Consider the following 13666-nt stretch of genomic DNA (forward strand, 5'->3'; position numbering starts at 1 on the left):
TTGTCGAACGTCGCTGAAAGACGCCATCCTAGGTGTGTAACCGATCAATCGGGATGGAACTAGGGCCTGATGAGAGGGCGAACAGCGTATCCGGCGCTTTTTTGGCCAAACCGTCTCATTGCGTCGTTCGGTAAAGCTCGGACGCGGCCTGCTTCAGTGCCGCCCGTCCATCCGGCCTCAGATACATCATGTGCCCGCCCTCCAGCACCTCGGTGCGAATGGGCTTTGCGCCGGCAAGCGAAGGAATTTGACCAAGCAGGTAGCGCGAGCCCATGTACGGCGTCACCAGGTCGCTGTAGCCGTTGACGATCAGCACGCCGAGGCTGGGGTTTAGCACGCGCGCTTGTTGAAGGTCGTCCATGACACCCGCATAGCCCTGACGCGTCGCGCTCGTCCCATAGTCCCAATTGCCGCTGACTTCACGGTTGAGAAGCCGATAGCTGATATCCGTGCGGAAGTTCAATTCATCACGCACATAGCCGACGAAAGCGGAGGTGAGCGCCGGCACGCTTCGGTCGAGCACCGGATCGGGACCCTCGACTCCCAGGCTCTCTGGCGCCACGTCCGCAGTCGCGATGTTGCCGTCATAGGCGCTGAGAACATTGCCCTTTGCCCGTGCAAACTCCTTGGCGAACAGCCCTATGGGAATGCGTGCAAAGTGCCGCTGGACGAGATCGAGCGGCAGACCGGTGATTGCGGCGACACGCTGGCTCGCCAGGCGTCCACCCTGCTCCAGCCCACCGGCCAGCGCGGCCAGATAATCGCCGAGCGCATAGCGTTCGACTTCCGCCAGCCGCTCCTGCAGGGCCGGGCCGGAAACGCCTTCGCTGTGTAGGCGCACTGCCGCCAGCGACGGCAGTTCCAGCGCCCAGTGGAGCGGCTGGAACTCGTCCGGGCGCACCAGCGTGAATTCGAGCGCCGGCGAAATCAGCACGACACCACTCGGGCTGATGCCGATGTCTTCCTGAAGCTTCCTGGCGAGCAATGCTGCTCGAAAGCCGCCATAGCTTTCGCCAGCCAGGAAGACAGGCGATGCCGTACGGTTCGTCTGCGCCAGATAGAGTCGGATAAACGCGCCTATCGACGCGGCGTCCTGGCTGACGCCCCAGAAGCTGTGTGCTTCCGTGCCGGGCGCTTCACGGCTGTAACCGGTTCCGACAGGGTCCACAAAGACCAGGTCGGTCATGTCGAGCCAGGTGTCGGGGTTATCGAACAGCCTCTGCGGCGACGGCAGGAAACTTCCATCGGCCGCTGTCGCCAGAACCCGCGGACCGAGCGCGCCGAGATGGAGATAGGCGGAAGCTGCTCCCGGACCGCCATTGAACACGAAGGTGATCGGGCGACGCGGATCCGGTCCCGTTTCTTTCCCTGCGTGCAGAGCATAGGCGACATAGAAAATCTCGGCGGTGATATCGCCTTTGCCGGACGGCAATGACAGCGTGCCGGCCTTGGCCTCGTAATCGAGCGTGCGTCCGGCAATGACGATCGAATGATCGGAAGTCTGCGGCGGTGGCAGGAGCGAGAGAACCCCGCCTGTGGGCGGCGGCCGCTGGGCCGTCTCCGCATGACCGAACCCAGTTCCGGCAACCAACAGCAGAAGCGCGAGGGCGATTTCTTGCAGCTTGATAGGCATGACGTCTCCGGAGCAATTGGCTGGAAACTAGCACACCGTCGGCCGAACCAAAGTCACAGCACCGTGCGCCAGTACATCTGACAAGAAGGGGTCGAATTTGGAAATCCGATGCCCAGGCGGAAGATAGGGCGCGAGGGTCACGGCGGCAGCCTAACCTCTTCCAGCAGATGCGTGCGGCGGAATGGCGGACCAACGACTTCGTGAATTTTCTGCCGGTTGACTCGATTGGCCCACTTCCTAGGTTGGCATTCGGGGCTCCCGTGCAATCCGAAGTTGGTATGACATCTTTCCACACCCGAAAGCTTGCCCTTCTCCTTCTATCGGCAAGCGCCGCCATCCTGTCTTCCTGCGTCATGCCCGACGACACGTCGAGCACTGCGAAGGAAGACGCCACGGCGGCGGCAGCCCGCAGGGAGATGGTCGGCCTTAGCGAGGCGGACGTTCGAATGTGCGCCGGCTTTCCTACCGCCACTGCCGATGTCGGCAAATCCGGCCAGATCTGGACCTATCAGCGCGTCGTTCAACGCGGCAATCTCAACATTGTCGTTCCGACCGTGGCCATTGGCCCCGTCCCGGCGCTGGGGGGTTCCGTCAACGTCGCCCCCGGCGGCTATTGCAACACGCAAATTCGAATGGTTGACGGTCATGTTGCCGAGGTTGCCTACGCCGGCGACAACAACCTGCCGAACAACCGCGATGCGCTCTGTGTCAGCACGGTAGACGCCTGTGTCGCCTACGCCCGTCAGTATCATCCAGGCAGGACAATGGGCAGATAGCGTGATGAGTGGCATTGCCGCTGATCTGAACGCCTGAGATTTCTGGTTTGCCGGCTAGTATCCTCGATCCCGATCGAGCATCACCGATTTGACCTGACATTCCCCGCTCTCAACCGCCGACCCCATCGCGAATAGCGGAGAAATAGCGGTCGGTTCCGACCTGCCCACCCTTGAGGGCAATTTCCAGCCCATCGATCGCCTTAATGCTTGAATGCGCCACACAAAGTGGCGAGCCCGGCGATGCCGGCAGCGGCATTCGCACAGTCAGCGCGTCTACGCCCATCTGGCCAAGTGCATGGCTCGACGTGTCGCCGCCGGCGATGACCACGCGCAGTAGCTTCTCTTGAAGCGTCAGTTCGCGGAGAACCTCGCCAAGGCCGTGGCCGAGCTTATGGCGGGCGCCTTCCCGGAGATCGATTTCTGCACCGCGGTCGGCCGCAGGCCCGAGCGCGGTGTAGAGGATGACGCTGCGCCCGGCCCGTAGGCTGGAGCGGCCGGTTGCCACCGCGCGCGCAATCGCGTCGTTCGAAGCCTCAGAAACCAGTTCGACTGGGTCGAGCTCGATCCCGTCGAAGCCGTCGGCCAGAGCATAACGGATCTGTCGTTCCGTCGTCGGCGAGCAGCTCCCCGAGACCACGGCGATCCTGTCGGCAGCGGCCGGCGGCGAAAAGGCGGATTTGGTATCCACGATCCGGTTCGCTGCCCATTCGACCAGCAAGGCATATTCGATGCCTGAAGAGCCGACGACGAAATAACCGCCCGGCTTGCGAGCGCGCCAAATCTCCTTGCCGGCAAGTGCCTGGGTTTCCAGGCTATCGACATCGACAAGCACAATACCTGAGCCATTCTCCACAAGCCGGTCGAATGCTTTCGACCGCGACGCAGACTGCAGCGTCGCCAGGTCGACCAGGCCCGAGGCGAGGCTGGTCTGGCGCGACAGATGGATCAGCAGGTCGGATTCGTCCATCGGCGTGGTCGGATGGCGGCTCATCACGGGATGGCGGTCGATGCGGAAATATTTTTCGCGATAGGCCGCGAACAGATGACCGAAGGCGGTGTAGCGCTTCAGCTGCGGCGCGCCGACCACCAGCGGCACGCCCTCTTGCCGGAAAACCGAGCGGCCGATTTCGATCGCCCGGCCGATGCTGCCGATTGCCGGGCTGGAATCGAAGGTCGAGCAGACCTTGTAGTGGCAGATCTCGGCGTTGACGGTCTTCAGCCAGGCGAAGGCATCTCGCAGATGCGTGTCCATCCACTGCGGCGTCTCGCTGCGGCTGGTGCCGGCCAGCCCAAGGGCGCGGCAATGCGCAAATTGCGAAAGCAGCGCCTCGTCCGGCTGGCGCATGAACAGGACGGTCGGCACGCCGCCGAGCTCGAGCGCCTCCATAACGTCGGTCGAGCCGGTCAGGTCGTCGCCATAGTAACTCAGAAGCAGGTTTTGCATGGCGTCAGGCCGCCTCGCCGCCGCCGAACTTCTCGATCGACCGCGCCAGCTCGACATGGCTCAAGGCATAATCCGCCAACGAAATGTCCTGGACCGCCGCCTGCCAGGCCTGCTGCACGGCGCGCACGCCGGCGCCCGGCCCGTCCGGGTGGCTGACGATGCCACCGCCGCAGAGATAGAGAAGATCGACCGTCCGGCCGGTTCGCTGGAAGGTTTCAGGCGCCTGCCCGCCCCACTGGCCGGAGCCGGCGACCGGCAATGCGCAATCGGCCGGCGAAAAGATCGGCGTGGTCACCGCCTTGAAGGATTCGACGAAGGACCAGTCGGGTTCCCAGTATTTTGAGGCGATGCCGTTGATCTGGAACTGGTCGACGCCGAGCAGGCGCCAGAACTGCTGCCAGACCTTGAAATCCATGCCAAGGCCGGGATGACGGGTGAGAATGTCCCAGCCATTGCGGTGGGCATGGAGCACAAGGCTGGAGCGTTTTCGAAGGTAAGCCATGCCGCCGAAACCGATCGAATTGATATTGACCACCGCGCAATTGCCGCCGGCCTTTGCCACCAGATCGTGGTTTCGCATCATCTCGTCGGGATCGGCATGTGAAATGCCGAAGGCATACATGACCTTCTTACCGGTCTTCTGCTCGTGGTCGAGGATCAGCGGCATGATTGCCCTCACCCGCTCCGACAGCGGCGAATAGGCCGGGCTCATCAGCTTCTCGTCGTCCTTGATGAAGTCGACGCCGGCCGCAATCAGCTCTTGCACCATTGCGGCCGTCTCGTACGGGCGGAGTCCCAGCGCCGGCTTGACGATGGTCCCGATGATCGGACGATCCACGACACCGGTCAGCCTGCGGCTGCCCGTGACGCCGAATTGCGGGCCCGGATGCGCGCCCCGGTACTCCTCGGGTAGCCTCATGTCGACGACACGAATGCCGGACAGGCCCTTGATCGAAAAGGTGCCGCCGATGACGATGGTCATCAGCGCCGACAGGTCGGTGCCGATGGCGTCCAGCGGAAAGGCGATGTCGACGTCGGCGCGCTTGACCGGGCCGTTGCGCGCTTCGGGACCGGTTTCGGGAAGAGACGGCCGATCCGCATCCGGCAGATGCCGTATCGCCAGGACTCGCGCTGCGACCCTGGCCTTGAGCTCTTCGGTCTCGCCGGCCAGCGCGACGAAGGTTCCGGTCGACTGGTCGCTTGCGATCTTGGCCGCCAGCGCCTCGATATTGCCCGGCGTTTCGATGCGATAGGTGAGAACAATCATATTCGCGCGGCCTGCCGGGTGGTTCGAAAAAGGTTCCTTGGCCCTTGAAATCTGGTATAATGAGTACATAAGCTTTGCAAGCCCTATCCGGCTTGGCGGTAAGGGCGAGCCGGCAGCAGGCGTTCCGGAATTCACGGCGGAAATGCTAGATAGGGGCCGGTCAAAGGAGTGATTCGCGACGATGAACCGTTCGGAGCCGATCGTCCGGCGCAAGCTTTCCGACGAAGTATTCTTGAGACTGAAGCGCCTGATCACCAGCGGCGAATTGCTGCCGGGTGACGACATGCCGTCGGAGCGCGAATTGATGGAGCGCTTCGAGGTCGGCAGGCCGGCGATCCGCGAGGCAATGCAGGCATTGAGCAATATGGGCCTCGTCGCGATCTCGCATGGCGAGCGGGCGAAAGTGCTGCAGCTGACCGCCAAGTCGATCATCAAACAGGTCGACGGCGCCGCCAAGATCATCCTGTCGTCGTCGAAGGACACGCTGGAGCACCTCAAGAACGCGCGTATCTTCTTCGAGCGCGGCATGGTCAGGGAAGCCGCGGAGAAGGCAACCGCCGAGGACGTGCAGCGGTTGCGCGCAACGGTTGCCGAGCAGCGCAGCCATCGTGGCGACTCGGAAGCCTTTATATCCGCCGACATGAAATTCCACACCCAGATCGCGGCAATATCCGGCAACCCGATCTATGTCGCCGTCAGCGAGGCAATGCTTGGCTGGCTAAAGGAATACCACACCGAAATGCTGATCTGGACCGGCAAGGAAAAGTTCACGCTGACCGAGCACGAAGAGATCATCGGACGCATCGAGGCCAAGGATGCGGATGGCGCCGAGAAGGCGATGATCAAGCACCTCGAACGCTCGCGTGCGCTTTACGTGATGAACTCCGGCAGCTGAAAATCAAGAGCAAGGTCCCGACCGCAGCGGCCGGCACCTTGCTCTCGGCCTACTGACTGACCACAGATCAGCCTGAGCCCGGACCGACGCAGTTTTCTGTTGCGTCTGAATCCGATGTATGTGCCGCGTGTTTTCATTCAACGATTTCGGCATTTGCATCTTCCCAGCCATGGATTTCCGCGGCCCGCTTTCGTCAGCAAGCCCGCATAGGCCCTCCTGGAGGCGCCGCGCTTGTTCTGGGATTGGCAATTCTTGCAAAGACTATGCTAAGCTTGCCATCCGAGAACGATACTGGAGTACCGCAATGGCTGACAGGGGCCTCCACGTTGTGATCTGGCTGCCGTCGAATTTCTATTCGGCCGTCGTCTCGACGCTCGTGGAAATGTTTCAGCTTGTGAATGACGTCTGCCGTTCGCAGGTTCTCTCCTGTGAGTTCGTTTCAAGGAGCGCGCCGTCGGCATCGAGCACCGGAATTTCCTTCCCGACAAAGGCTCAACCATCCCGGAAAATGGATGTCCTGATTCTCATTGCCATGCCGGGTGTCGAGATTCCGGAGCTTCTGCGCTCGCTCGACGAGGAGAGTGAGCATTCAAAACCGCTGATCGCGCTCGCGCAGCAGCAGGACGCAATCATCGCAGCACATTGCGGCGCGTGTTATCTGCTCGCCACTTCGGGATTGTTGGACGGCAAGCGCGCAACGATATCCTGGTGGCTGAAGAACGAGGCAAGCCGCCGGTTTCCGCAAGTGCGATGGGACGCTTCCCGCCTGCTCATTCGCCAGGACCGCCTTTACACATGTGGAGGCGGGTTTTCCGGACTCGAACTCGCCAGGGCTTTGCTGATCGATCTGGGCTTCGAGAAGGAAGAGCGGATCATTCGAAAACTTCTGGTTCTTCCTCCGCCGCGCAAATTCCAGAGTCCCTACGAATTTCCTCTCGACAAAATTTCGAACGACGCCAGCCCATTCGAGAACAAGCTGCGCGAGCTCTCGAAAGACAAGATGTCAGAAATCGATTTGAAATTTCTTGCAACCGAATTGGCAATGTCTTCGCGAACCCTGTCTCGCAGGTTTTTCGACGAGCTCCAGACAACGCCGGGAAAATGGATCCAGGAAAGGCGGCTGGAGTTGGCAAGGTCCATGCTTGAGGAAACGAAACTGAGCGTCTCAGAAATCTGCTATCGGGTGGGATATCAGGACGTCGCTTCGTTCAGCCGTCTTTTTTCCAAGACAACTGGAATGGCACCAGGCGAGTTTCGAAAGCAAGTCCGGTGACAAGTCGGCAGCGGAAGTGCTGCGGCTACGGGCAACCGCTGCGGAACTGCGGCGATTCATGAACCCCGGTGTGACTTCAGCCAATCCGGACGATTGCGTAGGGCGTCATGACAAGACGGTCTCGGCCCGACGCGTCGCGCTGAATCTGGCGTGACGTTCGTCCATCCCAGATATTCAGAAAACCCTGATCGGAACCGAGCCTGGAAACATCGACTGGAAGGTCGTCCGGAGTAAGGTTCGCCAGCCAGACGATGATCTTGCCTGTCTGGGAGTGGCCGGCCAGTGCCAGCACCCGCGTCTCATCGGTCGTTGTCGCCGCCACATGCGCATGGCCGGCCAGATCGCAAAGTCCTTTCACCGCGTGGAAAATCGGCCGGGGTGTACCTTCTTTGACAGGTTCGCCCGACGAGGCCAGCACGCCGAATGGTCCGGTGAAGCTGCAGAGCGTCAGCATTTCGAGCCCGGCCGGCGCAACGCGCGCCGCATAGCCGATCGTCCATGCGGCCCCGAACAGCCCGGCATGGCGAGGGTCGCGGTTGGCCATGGCAATGCGCTGACTGTCGGGATTAGCCTTGGTCGCGCCGCCATAAGGGTTCTGGCGCATGGCAATGGTCGACGGCCCGATCCGATAAGGTATTGTTCCGAAGATCGTTCGTACTGACGCCGCGATGAAAGGCAATGCCTCCAGCGATTGCATGACGCTGAGATCGTCGGAGGCGTGCACGATCGGGCAGGTGCAATGCGTGACGAAATCGAGCGGGTCGGCCGGCACACGCTTGCGATTGAGTTCGGTGAAATAGCTGAACATGCCGCCGCCGAGGCGGCTGTCGGGAAAGGAGCGCCGCGCCGCGGCGTAGACGTCTTCGAGCGGCGGGCATTGCGGCCATGCGCTGCCCGGCGGCGTCGACTGCCGGTCGACCGAGGGCGAGACGGCAATGGCCGAAAGCTTGAGCCCGGCCTGGCGCACCCTGTCGGCGACGCCTGAAAGCTCGGCGTCGAGATCGCCGTCGCCGGCAATGACACATTCGAGCGTTGTCCGGACCGGATAGGCGGCGGCGAGCCGGGCGTAGGATCGCAAGGCGTCGACCCCATGGCCACGCGTCGGGTCGTAGTGGAACATCAATTGCTGCGGACCAAGCTCGCACAGCATCGGTAGCTTGCCCAGCGCCGCCTCGACCTCATCCGGGTAGATGATCACGCCAACATCCGGCAGCGCCGGTCCGGCTTGGCCGAGCGTGACGCGAACTGGGTCCGCGATTGCCGCAGCGGCCGGCACTTTCCCGCGACCCTCTATCCGCAAACTAGTGGTCTGGCGGAAGGTCTTGCCGGCAGGCAGCACATAGGGCCATGGCAGCGCGAGCGGCCGGACATAGGTCTTGTAGGAGGCATCCGACCAGTTGCGCTGGTCCTCCATCTCGAAAATGTCGCCTTGCATCCGGCATTCGGCGGTGACGCCCGGCCGGATCTCATGGGTGATCGCCCGCAGATCCTTGAAAGGCTGCCAGGCATCGATCAGCTCTGGAAGCCGCGTCGCGACCACGCTGCCATCGGTATGCTCGACCGTGACCGGGCTGCCGGCCAGCCCGGCAATTGGATGCAGGATGCAGAAGCCGCAGCGATTGGTCTCGAAATCGTTGTCGGGAAGAGCGCTCACGTCGAAGATCAGCTGGCCATCGGCCGAGCCCTTGATGGTCGCACGGAAGTCGAGCCGGCTTCCCTCTGGTCCGAAGCAACCTGCCGAATAGCTGACGAAGAAAGCGTCATCGCCCTGGTCGATGATTAAATCGGTGAGCGCCGGCTCGTAGGTGCCCCAGTCGCGATCCCTGACGATGAAGGCGACGGCGCGCAGAACCTCGGTGCCGCCATGCCGGATGGTGCGCAGATTGCCGTTGACGAAGTCCGCCGTCAGCGCGCCGGCGCGCAGCCTGACCGGTTCGGCTTCAACGGCACGTGTGCCGTAGAGGAGGAAGGCGTCGGCTGTCATTTCAGCAAGGCGTCGAGTTGCACCGGCTCCCGGCTTGCGGCGCCAGCGTACGCAGCCTCGACCAGCGCTAATGTCTTGAGGTTGTCCGCGCCCGAGGTCGCGGGCTCGGTTCCCTTGGTCAGGCAGTCGACCCAATGCTTTTGAATGGCGACGACGCTTTCCTGGATGTTGTGCCACGGCCGTGATGCCCAGGCCAGCAGCGGTGGCGAGACGTCGCTCACAGCTGTCCCGCTCCTGCCGGTGACGGTGAGCCGGTAGCCCTGCGCCAGCCGGATCGTGCCGTCGCTGCCGTCGATCTCGATCAGCGTCTCCGGAAACGGCTCGGTAGCGAGCTTGCTCGCGTAGCTGCAGTCGACCACGGAAGTGGCGCCGCCCGTGTGGTCCATCAGCATCGTCGCAACGTCCTCGCCGGCAATGCCGGGATTGATGCGCGCCGTTCGCGCAGTGACGGTCGAGACGTCGCCCAGCAGGAAGCGGGCGATGTCGAGGATGTGGATACCCAGATCCTCGATGATGAAGCGCTTTCCCGTCGCCAGATAAGGCTGGCCGGAAAACACGTCATAGGCAGAGCGGAACGAGATCCGTCCGAAAAAGGGGGTGCCGATTTCGCCGCTGTCGAGCACGGTACGCACCGCCTGGATCGGAGACTGCCAGCGAAAATTCTCATGCACCATCAGCGGCACGCCGGCGTCAGCACAGGCCTTTACCATCGCCTTGGCGTCGGCAAGCGTCGGCGCAAACGGTTTTTGGCAGATTGCCGGAACGCCGTGCTGCGCCGCCATCTCCACGAGCATTCTGTGGCTTGGTGCCGTGGTGGCGATGTCGACGAAATCCAGCCTTTCGCCGGCAAACAGCGCTGCCGCGTCGGTATAGCGCCGTGCGACCCCGAACTGGTCGCCAATGATCCGTAGCCGGTCCGGATCGCGGTCGCAGATGGCGGTGATCGAGGCGCCCTCTATATCGCGCCAGGCATGCATCTGGTTGATGGCAAAGAAGCCGCAGCCGATCAGCGCTCCACGCAGTTCCGCCATGTCAGCCGGCCTTTGCCATCTGCATCAGCGTGACACGGCTCTGCAGCCGGCGCTGTGCCTGGTCGACGACGACGGCGACGATGATGACGAGGCCCTTGATCACCATCTGCCAGAACGAACTCACTCCCATCATCACCAGCCCGTCCGAAAGGATGCCGATTACGAAGGCGCCGACAATGGTGCCGCCGATCGTGCCGCGACCGCCCGACATCGAGGTGCCGCCGAGCACCGCCGCGGCAATGGCGTTGAGCTCGAAGCTCTCTCCGGTCGCCGGATGCGACGCCATCAGCTCCGACGAGATGATCAGCCGACGATCGCCGCGCAGAAGCCGGAGAACATGTAGACGAACATCTTCACCATATTGACGCGGACGCCCGAAATCCGCGCCGCCCGTTCATTGCCACCAACCGCGAAGATGTGGCGGCCGAGCGGGGTGTATTTGGCGAGATAGGCCGCCCCTAGCGCAACGACGAGCAAAATCCAGAGCGCGACCGGCAGGCCGAGCAACCGGCCGGCGCCGAGAAAGCCGAATCCGGTGGTGCCGAGCTCCGGCTTGCCGACGAGATTGGGGAAAGTACGGCCGTCGGACGACAGCAGCGCCAGGCCGCGCGCGACATAGAGCACGCCGAGCGTGGCGATGAACGGCGCAACGTTGAGCCTGGTGATCAGCAAGCCGTTGACGGCGCCGATCAATATGCCGACGGCAAGCGTGATCAGCGCGATCTCGAAGACGTTGAAATAGATGGTATAGCCGACCTGCAGGTCGATGCCGTTGAGCACGAGATAGCCGGCCACCATGCCGCACAGGCCGACGATCGAGCCGACCGACAGGTCGATGCCGCCGGTGATGATGACGAAGGTCATGCCCATTGCGAGGAATGCGTTCAGCGCCACATGCTTCGACATCAGGATAAGATTGGCGGCCGATAGGAAATTGGGGGCGGCTATCGAGAAGAATAACAGCACGGCGATCAGCGCGATGAACGTCCTCGCCTTCATCAGCGTCAGCAGGACCGAGCCGCCCGACATGGAGTTGACCGCCGCCTTGGCTGGGATGTCAGTCATGCGTCTTGCTCTCCGTGCGGGACCGGTCCGTGGCCGAAGGCGGAGGCAGCGACGAGTGCGGCCTCCGTCGCCTCGGCGCGGTCGAACATGCCGGTCAGTTTTCCATTGCTCATCACCGCGATGCGGTCGGACAACGCCATCACTTCGTCGAGATCGGAGGTGGCAAACAGAATCCCCAGGCCGTCGCGCGACAGCTTGCGCATGGTGCGGAACACGTCGGCCTTGGCGCCGACGTCGATGCCGCGGCTGGGCTCGTCCATCAACAGCACCTTCGGCCCGGTGAGCAGCGCCTTGCCGATCACCACCTTCTGCTGGTTGCCGCCTGACAGCGACGAGGCTTCCTGCGCCGGATCGGCGACCTTGATCGCCAGTTCGCGCACCGTCTGGGTCACCGCCTGTCGTTCGGCGGCACCACGAATGTGGAACAGGCGCACGAACCGCGACAGGCTGGCCAGCGTCAGATTGCTGGCGACGGAGAGGATCGACACCAGCCCTTCGCGCTGGCGGTCTTCGGGGATCAGCGCCAGGCCGCGCCGGATGCGCCGCGTCGTGTCGCGCTCGTGCACTTTTTTGCCGGCAATGAATATCGTGCCCGTCGAATGGCCGTGGCGGCCCATGATGCAGTCGAACAGCTCGCTGCGTCCGGCGCCCATCAGGCCATAGATGCCGAGAATTTCGCCGGCGCGCAGCGACAGCGAGACGTGATCGACCGCAAGCCCGCCGGTGACGCGCGGCAGGCAGATGTCCTCGGCGCGGAATATTTCCTCGCCCGGCACATGGCCGTCGGCCTTGGCGAAGTCCTTGGCATCCGAGCCGATCATCTGCCGCACGATCCACTGGGTGTCGACGTCTTTCATCTCCGCCTGGCCGGTGATGCGGCCGTCGCGCAGCACCGTGATGGTGTCGCCGATGCGGATCAGTTCCTCGAGCCGGTGCGAGATGTAGACGATTGCCACGCCGCGTGCCTTGAGGTCGGCAATCACCTTGAACAGTATCTCGACTTCCGCCGCGCTGAGCGCCGAGGTCGGTTCATCCATGATCAGGATGCGCGCATCGAGCGAAACCGCCTTGGCGATCTCGACCAACTGCTGCTGGCCGATGCGCAGATCCTCGACCAGCATGTCGGGCCGGATGCCGGCTTCCAGGCGTTCAAGGAACTCCGCCGCGCGGCGCTCCTGCTCCTTGCGGTCGATCTTGCGGAAGCGGTTGGTGATCTCGCGGGTGGCGAAAATATTTTCGGCGACAGTCAGATTGCCGAACAGATTCAGCTCCTGGAAAACCATGCCGATGCCGCGGCTCACGGCATCACCGGAAGACGAGAATGAAACCTCCTCGCCGTCCAGCAGGATGCGCCCGAGCGTCGGTTGCTCGACGCCGGCGATGATCTTCATCAGCGTCGATTTGCCGGCTCCGTTTTCGCCGACCAGCACGTTGACCGCGCCTTTGCGCACCTCGAAATTCGCCCGCTTGACCGCGACGGTGCCGGAATAGACTTTCGAGACGTCCTCCAGCTTCAGGATGACATCTTGATCGCCGCTCATGACTTCGGCCCGATCTTTGCCTCCGCCGGCGTCACCAGCGGCAGGTCCTGGCCACTGCCCGGCGTATAGGCGCCAAGTACCTCGACGCTGCGGCCCTCGAGTGCCTCGCGCGGCAGCTTGGAAAGCACGGTCTTGTCGGCATAGGCGTTGAAAGCCTTGCCGAACTGGGCGAAGTCGATCTGGTTGGTGAAATCGTTGAACTGGATGAAGTCGAGGCTGTCGCGCAGCGCGGTTCCGCGCATTGCGGGTCCGATCTGCACCCGCGCGTCCGCCTTGCCGTCGCCGTCGGCATCGACGTCCATCGTCGCCGCGCGTGACTGTGTGTTGGCTGCCACGACCTTGCCCTCGAGCCGAACGGCGAAGGTCCATGGCGAATTCGCCTGCTTCTTCGGGTTGCCGTATTTGGCGCCGGCAGCGGCGGGATCGGTCTTGGCCAAGGTGTGAACCTCGGCAAACGGCCCGGCCTTCTGCTGCAGATAGGGTATGACTTTCGCCGCCCAGATGTCCTCGACCATCTTGTCGGGATCGAATGCGGAGCCAGTGCCGCCGTTTTCCGCCGACGGCGTCGGCAGGATCTTGCAGGCGGTCAGGCTGCCTATTGCTGCGAGGAACAACGCGACAAGGATCGGCCGGGTCAGCGTGTTGAACATGTCGGCTCGTTCGGCATGGCGGTCAGGAGCACCCAGAGAAATGGAGGCAAGGGCGAAATGGAAGCAAGGGACGAACCGGAGGCTCGTCCCTTGCTGCTTGATGTTAC

At 62.7% G+C, this 13666-nt stretch carries 10 protein-coding genes and 1 pseudogene; 3 read left to right on the plus strand and 8 right to left on the minus strand.

Annotation, left to right across the window (positions count from 1 at the left end; genetic code table 11):
• Nucleotides 1-115: 115 nt before the first annotated feature.
• On the minus strand, nt 116-1633 hold the full coding sequence (locus NKI08_RS05025; RefSeq protein WP_352469598.1) for a S10 family peptidase: 1518 nt from the start codon (nt 1631-1633) through the stop codon (nt 116-118).
• 278 nt (nt 1634-1911) lie between these two features.
• Here NKI08_RS05025 and NKI08_RS05030 point away from each other — a divergent pair, with 278 nt between their 5' ends.
• A complete protein-coding gene (locus NKI08_RS05030) occupies nt 1912-2409 on the plus strand; it encodes a hypothetical protein (RefSeq protein ID WP_352469597.1) in 498 nt (165 codons plus the stop codon).
• A 109-nt stretch (nt 2410-2518) separates the two neighbouring features.
• Here NKI08_RS05030 and NKI08_RS05035 read toward each other — a convergent pair whose 3' ends face one another.
• The gene (locus NKI08_RS05035; RefSeq protein ID WP_352767580.1) at nt 2519-3853 is read right to left on the minus strand and encodes a four-carbon acid sugar kinase family protein; all 1335 of its coding nucleotides are present in this window, start codon (nt 3851-3853) and stop codon (nt 2519-2521) included.
• Between the two features lie 4 nt (nt 3854-3857).
• Nucleotides 3858-5120, minus strand: coding sequence for a 3-oxo-isoapionate-4-phosphate decarboxylase OiaX (gene oiaX, locus NKI08_RS05040; RefSeq protein WP_352469595.1), 1263 nt, complete (start codon nt 5118-5120; stop codon nt 3858-3860).
• Nucleotides 5121-5301: 181 nt separating this feature from the next.
• Here oiaX and NKI08_RS05045 point away from each other — a divergent pair, with 181 nt between their 5' ends.
• Together NKI08_RS05045 and NKI08_RS05050 are read left to right on the plus strand one after the other, a co-directional pair.
• Nucleotides 5302-6015, plus strand: coding sequence for a transcriptional regulator NanR (locus NKI08_RS05045; protein WP_292663135.1), 714 nt, complete (start codon nt 5302-5304; stop codon nt 6013-6015).
• A gap of 304 nt (nt 6016-6319) precedes the next feature.
• Nucleotides 6320-7288 (plus strand): GlxA family transcriptional regulator, encoded by a 969-nt coding sequence (locus NKI08_RS05050; protein WP_352469593.1) that lies wholly within the window; start codon nt 6320-6322, stop codon nt 7286-7288.
• Between the two features lie 76 nt (nt 7289-7364).
• On the opposite strand, the gene apnL is transcribed toward NKI08_RS05050, so the two are convergent.
• The 5 genes and pseudogenes from apnL to NKI08_RS05075 all read right to left on the minus strand — a co-directional run bounded on the left by apnL (nt 7365) and on the right by NKI08_RS05075 (nt 13559).
• On the minus strand, nt 7365-9272 hold the full coding sequence (gene apnL, locus NKI08_RS05055; protein ID WP_352767583.1) for a D-apionate lactonase: 1908 nt from the start codon (nt 9270-9272) through the stop codon (nt 7365-7367).
• On the minus strand, nt 9269-10303 hold the full coding sequence (locus NKI08_RS05060; RefSeq protein ID WP_352767585.1) for a Gfo/Idh/MocA family protein: 1035 nt from the start codon (nt 10301-10303) through the stop codon (nt 9269-9271). The genes apnL and NKI08_RS05060 overlap by 4 nt, the downstream gene beginning before the upstream one ends.
• Before the next feature lies 1 nt (nt 10304).
• Nucleotides 10305-11368, minus strand: a pseudogene (locus NKI08_RS05065) (ABC transporter permease).
• Nucleotides 11365-12909 carry a sugar ABC transporter ATP-binding protein gene (locus NKI08_RS05070; protein ID WP_352767587.1) on the minus strand — a complete coding sequence of 515 codons (1545 nt, stop codon included), beginning with the start codon at nt 12907-12909 and terminating at the stop codon, nt 11365-11367. The pseudogene NKI08_RS05065 and the gene NKI08_RS05070 overlap by 4 nt, the downstream one beginning before the upstream one ends.
• The gene (locus NKI08_RS05075) at nt 12906-13559 is read right to left on the minus strand and encodes a DUF2291 family protein (protein WP_352767589.1); all 654 of its coding nucleotides are present in this window, start codon (nt 13557-13559) and stop codon (nt 12906-12908) included. The genes NKI08_RS05070 and NKI08_RS05075 overlap by 4 nt, the downstream gene beginning before the upstream one ends.
• Nucleotides 13560-13666: the final 107 nt, after the last annotated feature.

This window comes from Mesorhizobium sp. M0768 (assembly GCF_040320195.1).
Lineage (GTDB): Bacteria > Pseudomonadota > Alphaproteobacteria > Rhizobiales > Rhizobiaceae > Mesorhizobium.